Annotated in this window: 15 protein-coding genes; 12 read left to right on the forward strand and 3 right to left on the reverse strand. The window is 40.5% G+C overall.

Features of this window, described 5'->3' with window-relative positions; genetic code table 11:
* The first annotated feature begins 172 nt into the window (after nucleotides 1-172).
* A complete protein-coding gene (locus DV872_RS16930) occupies nucleotides 173-943 on the forward strand; it encodes a histidinol-phosphatase (RefSeq protein WP_114631137.1) in 771 nt (256 codons plus the stop codon).
* Here the strand turns inward: DV872_RS16930 and DV872_RS16935 are convergent.
* Nucleotides 938-3,211 carry a helix-turn-helix transcriptional regulator gene (locus DV872_RS16935; protein ID WP_114631138.1) on the reverse strand — a complete coding sequence of 758 codons (2,274 nt, stop codon included), beginning with the start codon at nucleotides 3,209-3,211 and terminating at the stop codon, nucleotides 938-940. The genes DV872_RS16930 and DV872_RS16935 overlap by 6 nt on opposite strands.
* A gap of 168 nt (nucleotides 3,212-3,379) precedes the next feature.
* Between DV872_RS16935 and DV872_RS16940 the strand changes: the two genes are divergently transcribed.
* The 11 genes from DV872_RS16940 (at nucleotide 3,380) to DV872_RS16990 (ending at nucleotide 17,521) form a co-directional block, all read left to right on the forward strand.
* Nucleotides 3,380-4,303: an ABC transporter permease subunit gene (locus DV872_RS16940; protein WP_114631139.1), complete on the forward strand. Its 924-nt coding sequence runs from the start codon at nucleotides 3,380-3,382 to the stop codon at nucleotides 4,301-4,303.
* Between the two features lies 1 nt (nucleotide 4,304).
* Nucleotides 4,305-5,207 (forward strand): carbohydrate ABC transporter permease, encoded by a 903-nt coding sequence (locus DV872_RS16945; RefSeq protein ID WP_114631140.1) that lies wholly within the window; start codon nucleotides 4,305-4,307, stop codon nucleotides 5,205-5,207.
* A gap of 55 nt (nucleotides 5,208-5,262) precedes the next feature.
* Nucleotides 5,263-6,729, forward strand: a complete 1,467-nt coding sequence (locus DV872_RS16950; protein WP_114631141.1) for an ABC transporter substrate-binding protein — start codon at nucleotides 5,263-5,265, stop codon at nucleotides 6,727-6,729.
* 146 nt (nucleotides 6,730-6,875) lie between these two features.
* Nucleotides 6,876-8,993 (forward strand): glycoside hydrolase family 52 protein, encoded by a 2,118-nt coding sequence (locus tag DV872_RS16955; protein ID WP_114631142.1) that lies wholly within the window; start codon nucleotides 6,876-6,878, stop codon nucleotides 8,991-8,993.
* Entirely contained in the window at nucleotides 8,994-11,315 is a 2,322-nt protein-coding gene (gene yicI, locus DV872_RS16960; protein ID WP_114631143.1) for an alpha-xylosidase, read from the forward strand.
* 1,025 nt (nucleotides 11,316-12,340) lie between these two features.
* Nucleotides 12,341-13,015 carry a hypothetical protein gene (locus DV872_RS16970; RefSeq protein ID WP_147283194.1) on the forward strand — a complete coding sequence of 225 codons (675 nt, stop codon included), beginning with the start codon at nucleotides 12,341-12,343 and terminating at the stop codon, nucleotides 13,013-13,015.
* Nucleotides 13,016-13,148: 133 nt separating this feature from the next.
* Complete coding sequence (locus DV872_RS26625) at nucleotides 13,149-13,304, forward strand: hypothetical protein (RefSeq protein ID WP_158547017.1); 156 nt, start codon at nucleotides 13,149-13,151, stop codon at nucleotides 13,302-13,304.
* 37 nt (nucleotides 13,305-13,341) lie between these two features.
* Complete coding sequence (locus DV872_RS16975) at nucleotides 13,342-14,313, forward strand: glutamine synthetase III (RefSeq protein ID WP_158547018.1); 972 nt, start codon at nucleotides 13,342-13,344, stop codon at nucleotides 14,311-14,313.
* A gap of 137 nt (nucleotides 14,314-14,450) precedes the next feature.
* On the forward strand, nucleotides 14,451-15,701 hold the full coding sequence (locus DV872_RS16980) for a glycine betaine/L-proline ABC transporter ATP-binding protein (RefSeq protein WP_114631146.1): 1,251 nt from the start codon (nucleotides 14,451-14,453) through the stop codon (nucleotides 15,699-15,701).
* Between the two features lie 15 nt (nucleotides 15,702-15,716).
* On the forward strand, nucleotides 15,717-16,556 hold the full coding sequence (locus tag DV872_RS16985) for a proline/glycine betaine ABC transporter permease (protein WP_114631147.1): 840 nt from the start codon (nucleotides 15,717-15,719) through the stop codon (nucleotides 16,554-16,556).
* A gap of 68 nt (nucleotides 16,557-16,624) precedes the next feature.
* Nucleotides 16,625-17,521, forward strand: coding sequence for a glycine betaine ABC transporter substrate-binding protein (locus tag DV872_RS16990; RefSeq protein ID WP_114631148.1), 897 nt, complete (start codon nucleotides 16,625-16,627; stop codon nucleotides 17,519-17,521).
* A gap of 278 nt (nucleotides 17,522-17,799) precedes the next feature.
* On the opposite strand, the gene DV872_RS16995 is transcribed toward DV872_RS16990, so the two are convergent.
* Both DV872_RS16995 and DV872_RS17000 read right to left on the reverse strand, forming a co-directional pair.
* Nucleotides 17,800-20,745 carry a glycoside hydrolase domain-containing protein gene (locus tag DV872_RS16995; RefSeq protein ID WP_114631149.1) on the reverse strand — a complete coding sequence of 982 codons (2,946 nt, stop codon included), beginning with the start codon at nucleotides 20,743-20,745 and terminating at the stop codon, nucleotides 17,800-17,802.
* Nucleotides 20,730-22,103, reverse strand: coding sequence for an endo-alpha-N-acetylgalactosaminidase family protein (locus tag DV872_RS17000; RefSeq protein ID WP_114631150.1), 1,374 nt, complete (start codon nucleotides 22,101-22,103; stop codon nucleotides 20,730-20,732). The genes DV872_RS16995 and DV872_RS17000 overlap by 16 nt, the downstream gene beginning before the upstream one ends.
* Nucleotides 22,104-22,117: the final 14 nt, after the last annotated feature.

Raw genomic sequence — 22,117 nt, forward strand, 5'->3', positions numbered from 1 at the left:
AGATAATATATCTCAATATATAAATCTACAACTGTTTTTTTATTATAGTGTTATCCGGTAATTGAAAATAATTCGATAATTTTGTCTAGTTGTTATGGATATACTCCATGAATTATTTAAAGGAACTCAATAATAAGTTGTAAAATAATTATCTAATAAGTATTATCTACCAATGAAAAATTTTCATACACATACTGCGCGATGCGGTCATGCCACAGGTACCGTTGAAGAATATGTACAGGCTGCTATTCAAAGAAATTTAACTCATCTGGGATTTTCTGACCATGTTCCTCTGCCTGATGATTCCTGGAATATTAGAATGCCCTACAGCCAGCTAGCTGATTATAACATTGATATGGAACAGGCCCGGAATACATACAGTGAAATTAAAATCTACAAAGGTGCCGAATGCGACTATAAACCTGAGTATCTTAACTATTTTAAAGAAGAGCTCCTTGGGGAATACAATATGGACTACCTTATGGCCGGAGTACATTATATACCGGTTGATGGGGATTGGCTCAATTGCTTTCAAGCTGAGAACAGTAAAAAAAATCTATATGCTTATACTGATTTTATTATAAAAGTTATTGATTGTGATCTGTTCAGCTTCATTGCTCATCCTGATGTTTTTGCGCATTTTTATCATGTGTGGGATGATGATGCGCAAGTGTGCAGCAGAGCCATACTGGAAGCGGCTTCACAAAAGAATAGAATACTTGAAATAAATGGATCAGGTTATAGAAAGGATTTGTTGGAGACTTCCAGCGGGAAGAGAAGACCCTATCCAATTGATGATTTCTGGTTGTTGGCATCTGAATATAATGTCCCGGTCATCATTAACTCTGATGCCCATGATCCTGAATATGTTGGTGATTTTGGAGATGGATTCAGATTGGCAGAGAAGTTCGGTTTGAAAATTGCTGAGCTGCCATTTCTATAAACTTTTTTTCCCTATCTCACCGGGTTTAAGAATGATCTTTTGTCTGTAAAGTTGAGGTGTCAGGTTAAAAATCTCTCTGAAACGTCTATAGAAAGTGCTTTCACTCGGTATTCCTACAGAAACCATGATTTCCTGAACTGAATCCTGGCTGGATCTCAGTAATCTCGCCGCTTCCTGAATACGGACCATGGTGAGATAGTCAGAGAAAGTCGTACTTACGGCCTTTTTAAAGATCATACCGAAATATGTTGGACTCATTTTCAATTCTGTTGCAACAGATGTTAAGCAGAGCCCAACATCAGAATAATTTGTTTCTACCATGTTACGGGCCAGGTCTATCAAAGCAGAATGTCTGGATTCTGTATGCTGAAAATTTCCTTCATTTTCTGCTGCAAAAGCTTCTACTATTGTATAAAAGTCATCTAATGTCGGCTGGTTTATAAGACTCTTAAACAGATCTTGTGTCTGAAAATCGGCATCTTTATCAGAAAGCTGTCTGGTCAGGTTTAATGAAAAGGCATTAATCTCATCCTGAACCGCAGAAACTAACCATGTTTTCAATTTATTAATATAGGACTTGAATTCTGCGGGAAACTCCATCTGATCAGAAATGCTCTTAATGATAAGTAAACGGAGTTTCCTGATATCTTTTCTTTCTTCATTGTCAGGTGCTTTTTGTTCATTGATCTCATTAAGATATACCCCCCTGCCCAAAAGATATCTGCGTCGTAAAGACATGGATAATATCAGATATTTTTGACGGAGCGCTTCAAGATTTACCAGTTGTTCTGATTGGACCATAGAGATCGACACATCCATAAAATCGCAGATCATTCTGTGAAAAACTGCAACCGTTGCTTTATTTGGAGATATTCCATTCTCTGTTGAATAGAGCAAAAGCAGCATAACTCCACGCCTGAGGAACACGGCTGTCCATCCTAATCTCAATTCTGAGAGAGCCTTGGAACTGCTGTTTTTTAGTTGGAATTTCAAGGAAGTATAAGACGATATAGCTTCAGACGGCTGAATAGTGAACTCTTCATCCATATCATCTATAGAAATAAGACATAGGCATCCCGGTTTCTCCTCAGTCAGATTTATTCCCCGTTTTTTCAAGATTTCAATAATCTCAATAGGGGTTTCCAGATCTTCCTGAGTCAGGGACCTCAGACAATTGTTGATAATTCGGTCTTCTCCCGAGTCGGAATACTCATCTCTCAAAGTCCCGTAAAGGGCGTTCAGCAGGTCCAGATCATTCTCAGGAATAGACAGGCGATCTCCCATAGATTCTCTAATTTCTGAAACAACCAAATTGAATGGGTTGTATACCTGCTTATTCACTAACAGGGCACCGATAATTACTATTATGAGAAAAACAACTGCAATTCCTGATATTTTTACTCTTAATAAAAATAATTCTTTCTGTAGAATCGTCTCATCCCTCAGTCTTAAAAGATACAGTTCCGAATCTCCAAGAACCTGGTAATCAATTACATATTTATCCGGCTCTGTTGAATCTGTAATACTCCCGGAATGAGGATTATCATCAATGGTAAATCGTATGTTTTTAGATAAACTTTTGATAAACGGATCACTTGAATCTTCTCCAAGTACACCAAGGCTGGGATGATAAATGAAGAACTTTGTTCCCGTCCTCTCATCATCGGTACGGGATACGGCGTTGAGAAACCAGGATGGATCAATCAGCAGGATGACTCCCCTGGTCAGACCTTTATCACCCGGCAGTTTATCGCGGAAAAGATATGCAAAAACGAGCTCTTTTTTATTATCAACGGAAGTTATTGTCTCCAGGGGGAGAGGTGTAAGGAGGGGAAGATCGGGGTACGCCGATTCCAGGTCTTCTATCAGACTGCCTGTTACTCTGGTCCATCCCTGATTTGTTGTTATGATCTTTCCTGTCGGTACATGGATGACATTAATGGATTTTACGAAAGGCAATACCATATCCCGCATCTGCAAAAAGCTGCGGATGAACATAGGCGAGACTTTTTCAATCGACGGAGCTAAAGACAGTAAAGTTGTGGGCGGGTTGCTATGAATTTTAAGAACGATATCCTGAGCTGTTGAATCAAGAAAATTGAATGTTTCCTGCGCCTGGTCCAGACCGATCTTATCCACCGAACTCCTGTAATCGGCAAAAAGGTTTTCCACCTGCACGCTGATTGAGAAGGAGAGGGCAATAAGGGCGAATAATATAAAAAGAATGGTAACCATATACCATGTTTGAAGTCTGCTGTGAATTTTCATTTCTAAGACAATATTACGTCTGTTATCCGATAACAACAACACAAAAAAACACCACCCATACTCGAATTTAGATGATATGACAGGAATCCTTTGAATTGGCAGTCCAATTGATAGTGATCAATAGGATTGACAGTTGCGGTTCCCATATTCCCGGGGGATCATCAAATCATGTTAAGTTTGTTGAATAAAAAGAAAAAAAGTCTGGTCGATCATAAGGGCCTATGGCTGCTGGCACTGCCCGCGTTGGTTATTACAATTGTAATTCAGTATATGCCGCTCCCCGGGCTGATCATAGCATTTAAAAACTTCAATTACGGTTTAGGTATGTGGAAGAGTTCGTGGTCGGGTTTCTCCAACTTCGCCTATTTATTTAATTCAGGAATTGCCGCACGTATTACCTTTAATACAATACGATGGAATCTTACATTTATAGTGTTGACTCATAGTGTCGCCATGATGGTTGCCCTGATGCTGAATGATGTATCCCGGCGAGTGGTAAAATTCTACCAGACGGTTTATTTCTTCCCATTTTTCCTCTCATGGGTTATTGCTGCTTATCTGGGAGTCGCCCTGTTTAGTGGAGACAAAGGAATCTTGAATAGTATATTGGAGCTATTTGGCCGGGAAAGGATTATATGGTATGGACACCCTGAGCCCTGGAAGATCATTTTACCCCTGGCGCACCTATGGAAACAATTCGGCTATGCTTCGGTCATTTATTATACGGCACTGATCGCACTGGATCCACAGCTCTTCGAGGCTGCAGATATTGAGGGTGCATCAAAACTTCAGAAAGCATTTAAAATCTCTATCCCACAGTTGAAACCCTTGGTGATCATTCTGATTATGATGGATATCGGTCGTATCTTCCGATCAGATTTCGGGCTGTTTTATCAGTTTACCAAACATTCCGAGGCACTTTTACCTGTCACCGATGTAATTGATACATTTGTCTATAGGTCTCTGATTAATCTTGGTGATCCTGGAATGGCTGCTGCTGCCGGTTTATACCAGTCTGTAGTAGCTTTGGTTCTTGTGTTGTTGAGCAATAAACTAGTGACAAAATTTGATAGAGAATCGAGGGTCTTTTAATATGAAAACAAAAAATAAAGTTCTGACCAGTTCAACCGGTTCAAAAATACTCATTCACCTTGTCCTTGGGTTAATGGCTCTACTTTGTGTTCTGCCACTAATATTTGTTCTCTCCATATCATTTTCCGATGAAATAGATATTACCAGAAACGGATATGCCGTATTTCCCAGAGTCTTTTCTCTTGAAGCATACCGGATGATATTGAAAGATCCTCAACAGCTGCTCACGAGCTATTCAGTTACAATCTTTGTTTCAGTTTGTGGTTCATTACTTGCCCTGACCATTTCTTCCATGATCGGTTATGTACTGACCAGGAGCGATTTTAAAGCAGCAAAGGCTATTACATTTCTGATATTTTTTCCGTTGATGTTTCAAGCGGGCCTTGTTCCTTTCTACATTTTTGTTGTGAGAGTTCTGCATCTCAAAGATACTTTGACGATTCTTATTATTCCCTATCTTATTATTCCCTGGCTTGTCCTGCTCCTCAAAGGATTCATGACTCAGATTCCCAGGAGTGTTATTGAATCTGGATGGATCGATGGAGCATCAGAGATTCGCATATTCTTCAAGATAATTGCTCCCATGTCTAAATCAGCCCTGGCTACAGTGGGTCTGTTTTATCTGCTGGCTTACTGGAATGACTGGTGGCTGTCCCTATTATTCATTTCCAGTACTGCTAAAATGCCGCTTCAGCTTCTCCTTCAGAGGATACTGAGTAATGCTGAATTCTTGCGCAGTTCCATGTTTCAGAGTTCGGGTACTGCAATAGACTTGGCCAAACTGCCTGGTGAAACAGCCCGGATGGCTACAGCGTTGCTGGTAGCAGGTCCCATACTTGTGATATTCCCTTTTTTCCAGCGATTTCTGGTTAAGGGAATAGCTGTGGGATCAATTAAAGGTTAGAAACTTATTCCGTTTAATAGCGGAGATAGTTTATATTTTAAAAGGAGGTTCTTGAATGAGAACTAAACAGACGTTATTGGTATTATTTTTAACAGTATTTTCCTTTGTTTCCTTAATGGCCAGTGGTCAGAAGGATGAGGAAAATATGTCAGATGAACTGGTTCAGATATCCTGGCACCAGATTGGTAATCCCCAGGAATTACTACCTGAGGTTATGGTAGAAGTAAATAAATATTTAGCTGAAAAAATTGGTGCAGAGCTGGATATTACTGTTCATGGATGGGGTGATTACACAACTAAGATGCAAACCATGCATGCTGCTGGAGAGCCCTTTGATCTTGCTTTTACTGCTCCCTGGGCCAATCCTTTTGTCCCAACTGCTTCAAAAGGTGCCTATTATCCTCTCGATGATCTTCTGAAGGAATATGGAAAAGACATTCTTGCTAAACTTCCTGCTGATTATTGGAAGGCATCTACAATAGATGGTAAAATCAATGCCATCATCAATCTGCAGATCATGTCTAATCAGAGAGGTGTGGCTGTTCTGAAAACTTATGCAGATAAATATAATTTTGATCCTGCCAAAATGACAAGTAATCAAGAACTTTTTGATTTTTTTGAGAAGATCAAAAAAAATGAACCTGATGTAATACCATACTTCAGCAACAAAGAAGGGATTTACCCGGATTTGACTGATGAAAAATCAAAGTATTGGGATGCCATTCTTGGGGAAAATGCCGAATACATCGGTGTCAGGATGAATGATAAATCCCGAACTGTAATCAATACGATAATAACAGATGAATATAAGCAAAATATAAAAAGTGTCAGAGATATGCTTGATACTGGTTATATCCCCTCAGATTTTGCCACCCTTAATCTGGACGAAGAAGTTAAAGGTAAGGATTATGCGGCATTTGTAATGACTCGAATTAAACCGGGTGTTGAAGGTGAGAATAGAGTTCGATATGGAAAAGACACAATTGTATTTGGTTTTCACAAACCATATGTATCTACAGATTCAGTACAATCGACTATGACTGCTATCGGCATCAACAGTAAGCATCCTGAAAAAGCAATGGAGCTCTATAACCTTGTATACAGCGATCCTTACCTCTATAACCTTCTCGTATTCGGAATCGAAGGTGTTCATTACACTCTTGGAGCTGACGGATACGTTACACAGAATAGTGAAAAAGCATATGGTCTTCCAGCATGGCAGTTCGGAAATCAGTTCAACGCATACCTTATGCCCGGTCAGGATGTTGATGTATGGGATCAGACTATAGCCCTCGACAAGGCTGCAGAATTATCACCTATTCTCGGTTTTGTCTTTGATCCTACACCTGTACGTAATGAAATTGCTGCTTGCAGTGCAATATTTGAAGAGTATAAATCTACAGTTTTTTATGCAGACGATCTCGATAAAATGCTTGATGAATTCAACACTACTCTTGTCAACTCAGGAGTTGACAAGATAATTGCAGAAACTCAAAAACAGATTGATGCCTGGGCAAAATAAATAGAATCATTCTCTAGTTTAATAGCATTATCGTTTCCATGGGCAATACATCATTATGTATTGTCCGTGGTATTTAAATTTAATAAATGTCCTGAATAATGTAAAACGAACAAATTAAATTACGATATAAATCATAAGGAAGAAACATGTCTAAGTTTTTTAATGCCTTTCATTCTCCCCTGGGAGCTCATTCCAGTTTTACACTAGGCTGTAAAGGTAAATCGGGAGGATTGGGATTGGAGAAGGGTGGCCCTGCATGTGAAAATGTATACATCGGTCTTGAAAACAGCTCTGATCACCATTATTCACTTCTTCCTTTTTTCTGTGAGGACGACGACGAGAGTCTTCGTTATGATCATGACCAGGTTATTGAAGAAAGCAATAATAGATCCAAAATCTTCCTATTCAAGGATGAAGAAATAGAGCGTAAATTCAGAATGGGAACTGACACATGGTGTGCCGGTGATCTGGAATGTACTATCTACTCCACTCCCTATTCTGCACCGGATCCCTCAAATAGTACTGAAGAAGATCAGAAATTCTCTTTCTGTCCGGCAGTTACCGTAGAATTCATTATTGATAACAGAAATTGCAGTATGGATCGAACAGCTTTGTTTGGTTATGATCCGGCAAATAATTCTGACAGCCCCAATATAATAGAAAATCTGCCTCAAGGTTATAAGGGAATCGCCAGCGGGCGTTCCACATCTATGATTACAGATGATGAGGGAGTCATGGCGGCTCAGGGTTTCAGTGTCGAGAATATTCTTTCGGAAGATTATGAACAGAATTACAATTTCGGATTAGGCTGCACAACTTTACTCCTTTTCAAAGTTCCCTCAGGAGAAAGGAAATCTTTCCATATTTCGATTTGTTTTTTCAGAGACGGTATCGTGACAACAGGAGTCGAAACAAGTTACTGGTATAATCGATTTTTCAAATCAATTTATGATGTTGGTGTTTTTGCCCTGGAAAATTTCGAAAGGTACCGTAAGGTTTCCCTTGATGTAAACAAGGAATTCGATTCACCTCTTTTGAACGATTCTCAAAGATTTCAGATGTACCATGCAATAAGGAGCTATTACGGTTCCACACAGTTGCTTGACTGGAATGATGAACCCTTTTGGGTTGTCAATGAAGGTGAGTACCGGATGATGAACACATTTGATCTGACTGTCGATCAGTTGTTTTTTGAGATGAGACAGAATCCCTGGACTGTAAAAAATGTACTGGATCTCTTTATAAAGAGATACAGCTATTTTGATAATGCACATTTTCCAGATAAAGATAATATTCATCAGGGAGGTATCAGTTTCACTCATGATATGGGAGTTCGCAACCATATTTCCCCTGCTCAGTATTCGAGTTATGAAAAATTCGGATCAGATGCCTGTTTTTCCCATATGTCACATGAACAGTTGGTGAACTGGATACTCTGTGCCTCGGTTTATGTAAGAGGGAGCGGAGATAAAGAATGGTTCGCTGATAATAAAAATGTTTTTAAACAATGTCTTATTTCTATGATGAATAGAGACAATCCCGACAGTGACAAGCGAAATGGACTGATGGCACTGGACAGTTCCCGAACAATCAAAGGTTCTGAAATTACAACTTATGACAGTCTGGATGAATCCCTCGGGCAGGCAAGAAATAACTTGTACATGGCAGTTAAATGTTGGGCTTCATACATATCTCTATCAGAGTTATTGGATGATAACTATGCCCTGCTTGCTAAAAACCAGGCCGTATTGACGGCAAAATCAATCTGCGAATTCCAAAATGAAGAGGGATATATTCCTGCTATTATGGGGGAGGGCTGCGATGCTCAGATTATTCCGGCCATTGAGGGTTTAGTCTTTCCCTGGTTTATGGGATTTGATGAAGCCTTAAAGGAAGATGGCCTCTATGGACATTTAATCAAGGCCCTGAAAAAACACTTTCAAACAATTTTGAAAAAGGGTCGTTGTCTCTATCCCGATGATGGATGGAAACTTTCCAGTTCTACCGATAACTCATGGCTCTCAAAGGTCTATCTTAGTCAGTTTGTGGCCAGACAGATCTTTGGAATTGTCACCCCTGAGACAAAGTCTCTTGCAGATAGAGCTCATCAAAGCTGGTTGTTGAAAGAGGAAAACCTCTTTTTTGCCTGGAGTGATCAGATGAGAAGCGGCGTTGCCTTTGGAAGTAAATATTATCCCCGGGGAGTTACTAGTATTTTATGGCTCAGAGAAAGCAATGAGTACTTGAACGAATCGGAGAACTAAATGAAATTCAGAGATGGTTATTGGACAACAAAACCGGAAGTGACCTTAAATAATCCTACAGAGATCAGGGGCTATGAAATCTCTGGAAAGGGTTTAACAACTTATTTTTCAACAAAAAAAGTGAAGCACCGAGGCGACACTCTCAATACTGCGCTTCTTACAACGACTTATTCATCTCCTATAAAAGATGTCATACATGTTTGCAGCTTCCACCACAAAGGCCGTCTTGAATCGGGCCCGAAGTTTGAGGTCCTCGAAGATCTTGAAAATGGTACTACAGTAGACGAAAATGAAACTTCCCTCATAGTCAACACCGGGGATCTCAGCCTGGAAATTTCCCGTATAAATGATTTGTCCATTCGCTATAAATATAATGGAAAAGATTTAACTGAAGTTCTTCCAAAGCTCTCAGGTCATGTCAGTCTAGATGACGGTCAGACCTATATGAGTGAACAGCTGAAGCTGTCAGTAGGTGAATTAGTCTATGGTCTGGGTGAACGTTTTACATCATTGGTAAAAAATGGACAGGTTGTGGATATCTGGAATGAAGATGGTGGTACAAGCAGTGAACTGGCCTATAAAAATATTCCCTTCTACCTGACAAACAGGGGTTATGGTATCTTTATTGCTGATCCGGGACCTGTTTCATTTGAGATAGCGTCAGAGCTTGTCAGCAGTGTCCAGTTTTCAGTGCCTGGTGAAAAACTTGATTATTATATAATTGCCGGCAGGGATGCCGGGGATATTATTTCAAAGTATACACTATTAAGCGGCCGGCCGGCTCTGCCTCCTCAATGGTCATTCGGCCTATGGCTGACAACCTCTTTCACAACAGACTATAACGAGGAGACTGTCAGTCATTTTATTGATGGTATGAAAAAACGGAGGATTCCCCTGCATGTCTTTCATTTTGATTGTTTCTGGATGAAAGAATATCAGTGGATGGATTTTTCCTGGGACAGGGATCAGTTTCCAGATCCGAAAGCCATGATTTCGCGTTTGAAGAATAAGGGACTCAAAGTCTGTGTCTGGATTAATCCATATATAGCCCAAAAATCCAGATTATTTGATATAGGGATGAAGAGTGGATTTCTGTTGAAGAATTCTGATGGTCATGTCTGGCAGACGGATCAGTGGCAGGCGGGAATGGCTCTGGTGGATTTTACTAATCCTGAAGCTGTTGATTGGTATCAGAATGAGCTCAGACAATTAATGGCACAGGGTGTTGATACATTTAAAACAGATTTCGGTGAATGCATTCCCGTGGATGTCCGATATTTCGATGGATCTGACCCAGTTAAAATGCACAATTATTATACATATCTTTATAATAAAGCAGTCTTTGAGGTAGTTGAAGAACTGAGGGGTGTAAACCAGGCACTGCTTTTCGCCAGATCGGCTACAGCTGGAGGGCAGAAATTTCCTGTTCATTGGGGTGGTGACTGTTCTGCTACTTATGAGTCCATGGCCGAAAGTTTAAGAGGCGGTTTATCCCTGTCACTATCGGGATTCGGCTTCTGGAGCCATGATATCAGCGGGTTTGAGAAAACGGCTACAGCAGATCTATTTAAACGCTGGACTGCCTTTGGTGCCTTTACGACTCATACAAGGCTCCATGGGAATGAGTCATATCGTGTCCCCTGGAACTTTGATGAAGAATCAAACGATGTTCTCAGGTTTTTTATCAACCTCAAGTGTTCTCTAATGCCCTATATCTATTCAAAAGCATGTGAAACAGCTCATACCGGTGTTCCTGTAATGAGAGCTATGATGATGGAATTCCCTCAAGACAGAGGCTGTGATTCTCTGGATCAGCAGTATATGTTTGGTGATTCTCTTCTTATTGCCCCCCTGTTCAATGATCAGGGATCTATTCAGTATTATCTGCCTGAGGGTCAATGGACCCATTTCATAACTGGTGTTGTGAGCATCGGCGGCCGGTGGGTCAGTGAAAATCATAGTTATTTCAGTCTCCCTGTCATGGTAAAACAAGGCTCACTGATACCTGTTGGAAATAATATTGAGAAGCCGGATTATGATTATTCAGATGGTGTTCTCTTTCATTTATTTGTACTTGGTGAAGGTGAAACTACTGAAGCAGTAATTTACAACGAGAAAGCAGACAGGGTCATGGAAGTCCGTATCAGCCGATCAGATAATTTTTATCAGATAAACAAAGAGGGTCAGGGGCAGAATTGGAAAGTTTTACTGCGTGGCTTTGATAAGAAATGTAATATTGAAGGTGCTTCACAGTTACTTATTGATCAGGGATTACTCATCACTCCTGATATTGACAAATCCTCTATCAGCTTAAGTTTTTAAACAAGGAGCAAATAGATGAAAAAGGCAGTTTACAAAAGGGAATATTTTACTTCATTACTGATTCGCAAAGATGTACCAACATCAGATTTCTGGTCTATTACTCTATATGACGAAGAAGGTTACCCTTAGGGTTACGTTTAAAATATCAATAGTCAATATCCTGTACTTGATGATGACGGTTCATACGTTATTCATTATTGTGGTGACAAAAATGAGGTAAATTGTATGGTTTTTTTTAAAGATTGGAATTTGACTCTTTGAATATACGAACCTACAGAATCTTATTTCAATGGTGATTGGGTTCTGCCGGAATTGAAGCTGGTAAAATAGAACTATTGAGTTTTGGTATTGGCTGATAAAGGTTGATTGTAGAGAGGACTTGAACCTCTATAACCCCCCATCTTATTCGTCATTCAACAGTCGTGCACTTGTTGAAATATTATACGACTCATTCAGAGGAAAAGCTCTCGATCATTGTCTGATAATTTTTTAATAAAAAGGTTAGAAACATCATCTCTGAATATCATGCCTATTATATAAAACAGAGAATGCATCAGGAAATCAAAAAAAATCCTGATGCTGAAATTGTAGAAAATACCGGAGAAATTATGAAGATAAAAAATTATCAGGTATGCACTTTCATTCTTTTCATTCAAGTGCTTAGAGATGTAAAAATAGTAATCCACGAGACTTTGGATGTCAAAAAATAGAGCGTTTTTGTGTCCAAAGGAAAAAGGTTCAATCACGGGTGTTGTTCCTTCTGCGGGTAGACATTCTTCTTTTGGCTTGTTATATTTGATTTAAATGAAGTAAATCATAGCATTACTTTTTCTGTGAGTTTGTTGATGCCTTAGGTAGTAGCAATACAAGCAGAAAGGAAGAAGGAAACTATGAAAGAAAAATTTTTTTAGAACTGGGGTTTATCTAGGGTCTCTCAAAGGCAATGGATTATACTACACTTGTGGTATAAAGTGAGTCATTAGGCGAAACTTAAACACTCTAACTCTATAAATTAATTTATAGAGGTGGAGCGTGTTCTTTTATACACTTCCTACCTATTTCCGGGAGGAAGCATTCAACCGTTACAGCAAAATTTTAAAGAGTTGAATTTTACAAGCAATTTTAAATGGTTTGCAAAATTTAAAAAAAACATAACCACCGTGGAAGAACTCAAACAGCTCATTCCATTGAATCCGGTTGAAGATAAGAACAATCGTAGAGTTGTGAAGCTCCAAGCTATGATTATTCCCAAGTACGACCTGTCAATAATAGATCCTGAAAATCCAAATGACCCAATTCGAAAATTGGCAATACCCTCAAAAGAAACGCTAATAGAAGATGGGGCTATGGGAGTCAGAACATCGGACTCCTATGGAGATAAGCACGACAAAGTGAATAGGATTCTTTATATAAATCCCTATTCCGCTTTGATTATGACAATCGAATATTGTGCAATGTACTGCCCTCACTATTTCCGAAAAAGAATGGTCGGTCTGCCTGATGTGCAATCAGTGGATAACTTTAAAAAGGCCGTCGAATACATTCCTACTCATTTTAACCATTCCAATGAAGTATCCAGCATTTCAACCGCGGCAGTAAAACGTATTCGTTCCGCTAGAGTGACAGTGAATAATCAAGCTGAGTTTTTGCAGGGAGTGAATGACAGGGTAGATGATTTGGAGGACTTAATGAATGGCTGAGTTCCCATCGGAGTCAATCCTTATTAGCTCTAGCAGTGTGTATGCCTGCTACAAGAATCCGCGACCTTTATCAAACAAGTAGTGGGTTGGAAGATTTACCAGAAATTTAATAAAAGCAAAACAAGGAGATAATATGAGTGAACAGAGAATTACTACCTGTCCGTCTTGTGATGGAAAGCTGAGGATGAAGACGACCGTGTTGTGGACTACAGGTTATGTCCGTTGTCCAGTCTGCGGTAATAGGGTGTTTGTTTCAATGGACAGAAATGTTAAGCAGGATAAAAAATAACATTGAAGACTCCCCATATAAATGGGAATAAGATTTTTTGCCTCCGATCAAGGAGGAACAGGAAAAAACAAGGAGAGTATTTATTTCAATTACATCAATAAATGGAATCAACTTTTTCAGTAACTCCGTCATGCAGGACAGGATTTCCCAGAAATACTTCGAAAGAACAAAGCGTGTGCAGAAAGGGAAAGAAAAGAACGCAGTGGCAATGAAAGAGTGGGCCATTGAGATGGAGCCGACTATCGGTGGAAACGTCCTAATGGAGTTTTCCGGTAAATCTCTTTTACAGGGAGAATCTGATGCTTCATCTTTCCCTTCAGGGGATCTGGAAGAGACATTTGAAGCGCGGGGCTATGTAGGTCCCAATCATTTTGAAATGGCGAAAATCTTTTGCACCGCAAATATTGCATCCGACAACAATCAAAATATCATGAAATTGATGGGACGGATTGCAGAGCGTCACGACCTGAGATTAGGTGGGCATGAAGGTTCACCCTCAATCATCAGGGTTTATTTAGCTGACACCCTTACTGGGATATTAGATAATTATGCCGCGGGGGAAAAAACAAAAACAACTAACGTTGATTTTGTAAGAATGGGTACATCCAATCTTCCTCGCTTGTTTAAAGATTCAACAGACCGTAACAGGACCAGTCCTTTTGCATTTAATGGAAATAAATATAAATTTATTATGGTTCCTTCTTCAGGTTCTATAGCTGAGGTTATCAGAGTCCTGAAAACTATTGTTGCTGATGTTCTTTCAGATGTTAAAAAACAGAAATTTTTAAAGCTCTTTAAAAGGCAAAACGCCTTGACTGGCAAGGAGCTGGAATCACGGTTCAACATAGCCGTTGAAAAATATATCAAGGAACTGAATATAAAAACAGCATTTATGATTGAGATGGGCAAGCTAAACATTGAATCTGCAGTCCGCGCGATTACAGGAGCATTGACAACTTCCCTCTCGAAATCAAAAGGATTTATTCCAGGTTTGGATACTCATAAGTAATCCAATATGTTTGAAGACCTGTTTACATAAGATTATCATCCAATTCCTTCTCACAGAGATATGATCTTCAGGTTGTGATTATCAAAAATAATTATTTTCCTATCAAAATTAACAATTATCTTAAGGAGATACTATAAATGGCTTTAGTAGAAGTAAAGGATTTGTATAAAGTATTCGGTACAAATCCAAAACACGCGATTTCGCTGATAAAGGAAGGGAAATCGAAAAAGGAAATAAAAAAGGAAACCGGGTGCACAGTAGCAATCAATGATGCAACCTTTGAGATACATAGACGAGAAACATTTGTCGTTATGGGACTGTCCGGCAGCGGTAAATCAACCTTTATAAGATGTTTAAACCGGCTGATAAAGCCAACTGCCGGTCAGATCCTGATTGATGGACAGGACATTGTTAAGATGGACAGCGAACAGCTCCGGGAGCTTCGCCGTTACAAAATGTCCATGGTTTTTCAGCATTTTGGACTCCTTCCCCACAGAAACGTTGTAAACAATGTTGAATTCGGTCTGGAGCTGGGTGGTATGGAAAAAATAGAACGACGGGAGAAGGCTATGGAGGCCATAAAGCTCGTTGGTCTTGAAGGTTTTGAGTTTAGTTTTCCCAGCGAACTTTCCGGTGGTATGCAGCAACGCGTTGGACTTGCGCGGGCTTTGGCAAATGATGCGGAAATACTGCTCATGGATGAAGCCTTCAGTGCATTAGATCCTCTCATCAGGGCTCAAATGCAGGATGAGCTGCTCGACCTCCAGGACAAAATGCATAAGACAATTATATTTATAACTCACGATCTTGATGAAGCCTTGAAGATTGGTGATCGTATTGCCATCCTGGGACCAGAGGGGCGCATAAGACAAATAGGGGTTCCCGAGGACATTCTCTCAAATCCCGCTGATAATTATGTAAAAGAATTTGTTCAAAATGTCGATCGGACAAAGACAATAACAGCAAGCTCCATTAAACAGAGCTGCCCTTTTTTAAATAGTTCTAAAGACGGCCCCAAGGCTGCTCTGCATTTGATGGAAAAGCATAGTAAATCCTACGCTTATCTGGTGGATTCCCAAAGAAGGCTGAAAGGAATCATTCACATTGAGGATGTCATAGAACTGAAGAAAAATAAAGAAACTGATCTTTCCAAAATAGTTAGACACGATTTTTATACTACAACTCCAGATACAGCCATTGCTGATTTGCTTGGCACTGCTCTCCAAACAAAACACCCTATAGTCGTTATCAATGAAGATAATAAGTTTTTGGGAATTGTTAGTAGAGAGATGATTATTGCCGAGGTCAATGAGGGTGTCGACGATTCCGAGACACCAACTGTTTTCAGCGAAATACTTGAAGAAACAGAGACCTCCCAGAATGAATAAAGGAAATAAAGTTAAATGAACAGGATAAGAGAGATTTTTGATATTGGTGCAGGATTTGAAAAAATTATTGAATGGCTGACCGAAGAAGCTGATTGGCTGTTTGATTTCATTGCTTTTGTAGTTGAAGGCTTTTTAGATGGAGTGAATTGGTTGTTTCACTTCCCCCCCTCATTCGTAATGATAGGACTTTTTAGCTTATTGGCCTGGAAAGTTGCGGGAAAAGGTGTTGCTCTTTTTACCCTGATTGGATTTCTCCTAATCCTCTATATGGGATATTGGTCGGAAACCATGGATACTCTTTCCCTTGTTTTTTCCGCCGTAATCTTTGGATTACTCATAGGTCTACCCCTGGGGATATGGGCGTCGAGATCGGACTCTGTCTGGAAAATCATGCGTCCCATACTGGATTTCATGCAGACTCTTCCGGCTTTCGTATATTTAATTCCTGCTGTACTGCTTTTTAAATTGGGACCGGTTCCAGGTGTTATCGCAACCTTGATCTTTTCACTGCCCCCTGTAGTACGGCTGACAAATTTAGGCATCAGACAAGTTCCGGTTGAAATCCACGAGGCCTGCCGAGCCTTTGGCGCTACCCCTAAACAGATGCTTTTCAAAGCAGAATTACCAGTCGCACTTCCGACCATTATGGCAGGAGTCAATCAGACCATCATGCTGGCTCTTTCCATGGTAGTGATCTCAGGAATGATTGGAGCAGGAGGCTTGGGAAATGTGGTTCTCAAGGGGATAACTCAATTAAAAATTGATATGGGCTTTGAAGGCGGAATTTGTATTGTAATTCTGGCTATTTTTCTGGATAGGGTTACCCAGGCTTTCTCGACGACGCAGACGCGTTAGAATTAACATTGGATTTTTTCGGAATACATTTCCGGAATCATTATATTACTATTTTAACAGGAGAAAAAATGAACAATTTACGAAAGATCTTAATGATCGTTCTTATGGTTTCGACTGCGGCAACAGCTGTTTTCGCAGCGGGACAACAGGAATCAAAAGCAGACGTAAAGACCGCTAACCTGGTCTATGCCAACTGGGAAGAAGGTGTTGCTTATACCAATTTAGCAAAAGTTATACTGGAAGACATGATGGGATACGAAGTAACTATTACAGCTGCTGATGTAGCACCCGGATACGCAAGTGTCGCTGCTGGAGATCAGGATGCCTTTATGGAAACATGGCTGCCCGTTCTTCATAAGGATTATATTGAACAGTTCGGTGACGATCTCGTCGATCTTGGTAATGTATACGATGGTACTCAAAGTGGATTAGCTATTCCAACATACATGAATGAGGCCGGCATTAAAACTGTTTCTGACCTTAAAAAACCGGAAGCTATGAAAAAGTTAGATAAAACCATTATCGGAATAGATGCCGGAGCTGGTATCATGAAAACAACTGAAGGTGATCTTATACCGGCATATGGTCTTGATGATGCAGGTTATAAACTGCTTGCTTCTTCTGGTCCTGCAATGATGGCAGCCATGAAAGATGCTTATTCTAATGAAGAGTGGATTGTCGTAACCGCCTGGAAACCTCATTCTATGTTCGGTTATTATGACCTGACTTTTCTCGAGCAGGATGGTGAACAAATTTGGGGTTCAGGTGATATTCACATAACTGCAAGAAAAGGACTGACTGCTGACAAACCGGAACTTGCTCAGTTTCTTACAAATATGAATATCAGCAATAACGATTTAGGTTCTTTGATGGTTGCTATCCGGGAATCAGACGAAGGTGAAGTAGATGCCGCTCGTGCCTGGTTAGCCGAGAACAAAGACGTAGTTACTATCTGGATTCCATAAATTCAGATTAAATAAAATGACAGGGGCCATCCAATAATTATTGGATGGCCCTTCTTTAATTAATCATTCCCGCCCCTTTTGCAGACTATCTTTTTAGCTCCTCAACAGAATTTACAACTTCCATCTCAGGGATATCTTAAATGCATCACATTCTGGATAAAAAACTGACAAACCATTATTTGCTTTTCTCTGGTTCGTTGTCCCTTGTTTCAGAAAAAAACGATATTCCTTTATGATTTTTAATGAAGTATAAATCTAAATATAAATCCAAATATAAATTACGCAAGATGGAAAGAATTACCGCTTACGATGATGAGATACCCTTTCCGGGGATAGAACATAATGGCTTCATCAGGATTCATTGTACGACTCTTTTGAAAGTCCTTAATTTCCGGGAAATAGAATTCAGCATCCTTTTTTTCAATCTCCAGACTCTTCCAATCCAGAGTAACTCTGCATCTCCGGGGAAGATAAGCCCAACTGGCAACAGAGATAAGAACGCTCTCTTTTTTCCGGTAGACAGTTGCCTTTATCTTATCATTATCAAATACGACGGGACACTCTGAATCCCAATAGCCGATCATTTGTGAATCCTTAATTCCAAAATCATCCCAGATTTTCCAGACTGGTCTGGGATCGGCTTTATTTCTATCACTCACCCATGGAAGACGTACTGTCATTCCATAGACCATTCCTCTCCACCGGTTTCCTCCCCCCTGAAGCATATCGGCCATATGTCCAAAGGGGATACCCGATGCTTCAACAAACCATTGATCAGGGGACATTCGGTTGTAGCGGAACATCTCGCCAAACCATAGCTTATTCAGGTAGGGAAAGAATCCTGTGTACTGGACAGCCGGTTCTTTGGAAAATCCCGTATTGGAATGTAAATCAAGCATTGTTCCCTCTTTCTGGTTGAGGATTCGCCGCATTCTCTTGAGAATCCTTCTGTCATAACTTACATCGTCCAGATAGAGTCCATCTATTCCCTGTATTTTTATCAGCCAGTTCAAACCCTCCAGATAGTAATTGAACCACCTGGATTCTCCGCTTGTTAACAGTGCCGCATCAATTGTATTGTCATCCAATGGGGCATACCATTCAGGGCCGTAACCGTCATCTATGTGCTCCCTCAACCAGGGATATCCTTTGGCGCTGTTAAAGAAGAATCCCTTCCTGGGTTTTCGGCTTAATACTTCATCTCCAAGACTCAGTAGAAATGGGAGTTCACAGACTCGGCTGGTCAGCTCTCTCACCGTATAGTAGATCTTTGTTTTCATTCCCAGGTTTCTGAATTCTTCAATTCTTTTATTCATCTCCTCAAATCTGAGGAAGGGATAATTTATATATGGATTTACATCGCTGGCATGGTGAATATTGGCCACCCGGCAGTTCCCTTCTATTGCAGAAGCTTCAGGCCGGGGATTATGAAAATAGCGGTCCCGGAACTGTGCTTCAGTATCCAGTGGACGAACAGGTGTTAAGAGGAGGGAGAAACGGAAAGAAAGTGTTTCTCCTTTTCTGAGATTCCCCTTTCCCGTTGTTGCCTTTAGGGTGAGTTCCTTTCCATTCTCTTTCAGCTCTACTCTTCCACGACCATTGTTGCTCCATGACGAAGGTGGTGCTGGTTTGTAGAGGTTCTGCATAGGTCCCTCATAATCCGATCCAAGAAAGGTGCAGTGCAATCCTATTTTATCGTTACCCATCCAGAGGCTGTTCCAGGGACCTTTCCAGTGGCTTATATAATTTTCAGGAGCTTTTCCTCCTCTAAGTCCCATTCCCATTGCATATTGTGCAATCCCTTTATTCATGGGAATGATGAGAGAAATATCATCGTAATCCAGGTCTTCAGATGCTCTTACTTCCATCTTATAGGAGAGTGTTCCGTCTGGTTCACAACTTCCTTTTATCCCGATCATATACTTGTCTGTCACTACTTTGTTTGCAAAGCAGATAATTCCCTCTTCAACTTTAGAAAAGCTCAGAGAATTATTTACCTCTATGCCGGAGTGTTCAGATTTTACTGAAAAACGGAGTGGCCCTGTGAGAAGGGAATCTTTTGATTTAATTAGTGCCGGGAGTCCCAGCTCAGTTAATTCTACTGTCTTTTCTGAAACTGAGATTGACCGCTCATTGAGTTTGAGTGGAGGGAAGGGTGCAATAAGGGAATTATTCAGACCGATTGTAGAGTTCATCCAGCGGATACGTGAAAAAAGCTCGGGACGGGAGTCTCCTCTGTCCTCAATGATCTCATCTAGAATTGTCAGTTCCAGATTCATTGTCTGTCCGTTATAATTTTCAGCGGATACTTTAAGGGTTATATTGTATTTACCGGGCTTAGCCTGCTTCGGAATATCAAGTCCCATCCAGAGGGCTTGGATTTTACCTTTGGATACATTTACTATTTTTGTAAATGGAATACCATCGATATCCACAGCATCTGTATTGTAGCAACAGAAATACTCTTTAGAAAAAGGACCGGAATCGATGATCGAGACTTGTACATTTTTCAGATCTTTTTCCTGTGGAGAAACAGCAAGCTGAAAGGCAAAATATTCATTCTTTTTGGCTGTCGACTCAATTCGATTCAATTCTTTTCTCTCAAGCCAACGGAGAGGGAAGTGACCTGTCATTTTTATGGGATATTCCCGTTTTTCAATAACAGTTATCAAGTCATCCATGTGTTTCCCTAAAAAAATCTCTTTTTCCGAATCATGGAGAGGGAGTTCCATAGGATAGAAACTGTCAAATTCTGTTCTGGCCTCGAAGGCTTTCACTTCGGCCGCCCCAACCTGAGTATTATTGAGATATTGCTCCAATGAGTATTTACCAAGACCTGGAATTCCTATTGTCGGGAGCTTTAAAGTCGAGGGGCGAAGATCTCTCCTGAAATAATCCTTATTGTAATAACCGTGAGATTTCTGAGGTCTGAAGGGGAGGTAATAGAGGTAATATTCATGAGAACCCGGGATCTGTCTGAATAAAATTTCAGCCTTTTCACGGTTAATACTGATGGGATGAATTGTCTTAACCCTTTGACCTGTGTGATCAGTTATTATCAGTTTTTTCCGTTCCGGGTGACTATCCCTTCGTCTCCAGGGAATCCTCAATGCTGCATATTTCCTATCCAGGGAATGCTGGGGAACCTCAATGTGAACCCTGTGATTTCCCAGTTTCTCCTCCCAGGGGTATTGAGCATTGCTGTAAACTACGGGAATATCCATCCACCTTCTCCTTTGCTGAGTGAAATCTTTATTTTTCTCATTTTTACGGGAATTGTTTTCTTCCTGCTCCCTACGCAGGCAGGTTCATAATGGACTTCCTTTATCTCCCCCCAGGTTTCGGGCAGCTCCCATTCCCTGTCTGCAGTTCCTTTCCGGCTGAAAACACCAAGTAGAGGAGTCTTACTCCAAAGTGCGGGAATACAAAGATCTCCCCTGTATGAAATGCAGGAATCATTTTCTTTGATGACGGAGTTTTTCTTTTCAGTCCGGATATTATGATCCAGAAGGGCAAATCGACTGAGTGGATCGACTGAGAGCCTTTTGAAATTGTTAAGATAATACCAGGAGAGGGTGTTGGTAAAAAAATCCTTCATAAAAGGCTGCTGCCACCGATGGTTAAAGGCTGTCATCTCTTTGTCTGAGAAATGGCTTTCCCCTCTGGTGGACCCGCCAAACAGCCGGTTCAGTTTTTTATCCCCCCGGAGATCTTTATTGATATTACCCCCACTTAGTAATCGGGCCGGTCTATTCAGGTAATCTTTTTTCTTCTGATTCAGGTGCCAGACCATGGGGACAAGTCCTATCAGATCATCACGACCCTTTTCTCTGTAGATAAACTCACTGGTTACATCGACTCCCTGGCTTCTCCAGTAGCGAATGATCTTTCTTCTTGCAGCCTGCTCCTGTTCCACAGAAATTCCATGAAAACGGCTTGGTCGGGAGAAAAATGCATCTATATGAACAGTACCTGCTTTTTCCAAGGGAAGAAGATCCATTAATTTATTAATCCGATCTACAGCCCTTCCTGATTCCCACTCTCGTGTATAACAGATCTGATATGCTTTTCGACCATACCAGCAGCCTGTTACAAGATAACGGCCGGACCGTCTCTTGCTGATCAGATCTTCCTCTGCATACTCATTCCAAAGGGGATTTCCGGGATAGGCATCGGTCATATTGATATGAAGGCTGACTGTCGTATTGTAAGCCGTTGATTCCTCCATGATCTCCCTAAGGAGTTGTGTCGCATCTTCTCCCTCCTCTGCAAGGCGTGAATTTACCTGGAAAAAGGCAGGATAACCTGTATCGTGCCCCTCATACTGCCATCCCACCAGATAGAGTATCTTCGGAATACCCTTAGTCTGTGTATCCAGTTCTCTAATAAATGTCCGGAGACGCTTAAATGTACAGACCACAATGGATTCTCCATCATTTTCCAGATCCGGACGGGATAAGAGGATTTTCATTGTTAGGGTTTTGTCGTAGGAGTGTATGGAGGGACGTTCCATGACGGTTTTTTTATCTCCATCATAAAATTCTCCACTTAAATCTCTCCAGTGTATCTGATTGTTTCTCATTTTCTATTCCTCAA

The organism is Oceanispirochaeta sp. M1, assembly GCF_003346715.1.
In the GTDB taxonomy this organism is placed as follows: Bacteria; Spirochaetota; Spirochaetia; order DSM-2461; family DSM-2461; genus Oceanispirochaeta.

Excerpts from the sequence above, each read along its gene's own strand:
- DV872_RS16985 (WP_114631147.1), top strand. The coding sequence starts at position 15,717 with ATGAACAGGATAAGAGAGATTTTTGATATTGGTGCAGGATTTGAAAAA.
- DV872_RS16935 (WP_114631138.1), bottom strand. The coding sequence starts at position 3,211 with ATGAAAATTCACAGCAGACTTCAAACATGGTATATGGTTACCATTCTT.
- DV872_RS16930 (WP_114631137.1), top strand. The coding sequence starts at position 173 with ATGAAAAATTTTCATACACATACTGCGCGATGCGGTCATGCCACAGGT.
- DV872_RS16945 (WP_114631140.1), top strand. The coding sequence starts at position 4,305 with ATGAAAACAAAAAATAAAGTTCTGACCAGTTCAACCGGTTCAAAAATA.
- DV872_RS16940 (WP_114631139.1), top strand. The coding sequence starts at position 3,380 with ATGTTAAGTTTGTTGAATAAAAAGAAAAAAAGTCTGGTCGATCATAAG.
- DV872_RS17000 (WP_114631150.1), bottom strand. The coding sequence starts at position 22,103 with ATGAGAAACAATCAGATACACTGGAGAGATTTAAGTGGAGAATTTTAT.
- DV872_RS26625 (WP_158547017.1), top strand. The coding sequence starts at position 13,149 with ATGAGTGAACAGAGAATTACTACCTGTCCGTCTTGTGATGGAAAGCTG.
- DV872_RS16990 (WP_114631148.1), top strand. The coding sequence starts at position 16,625 with ATGAACAATTTACGAAAGATCTTAATGATCGTTCTTATGGTTTCGACT.
- yicI (WP_114631143.1), top strand. The coding sequence starts at position 8,994 with ATGAAATTCAGAGATGGTTATTGGACAACAAAACCGGAAGTGACCTTA.
- DV872_RS16980 (WP_114631146.1), top strand. The coding sequence starts at position 14,451 with ATGGCTTTAGTAGAAGTAAAGGATTTGTATAAAGTATTCGGTACAAAT.
- DV872_RS16995 (WP_114631149.1), bottom strand. The coding sequence starts at position 20,745 with ATGGATATTCCCGTAGTTTACAGCAATGCTCAATACCCCTGGGAGGAG.
- DV872_RS16950 (WP_114631141.1), top strand. The coding sequence starts at position 5,263 with ATGAGAACTAAACAGACGTTATTGGTATTATTTTTAACAGTATTTTCC.
- DV872_RS16955 (WP_114631142.1), top strand. The coding sequence starts at position 6,876 with ATGTCTAAGTTTTTTAATGCCTTTCATTCTCCCCTGGGAGCTCATTCC.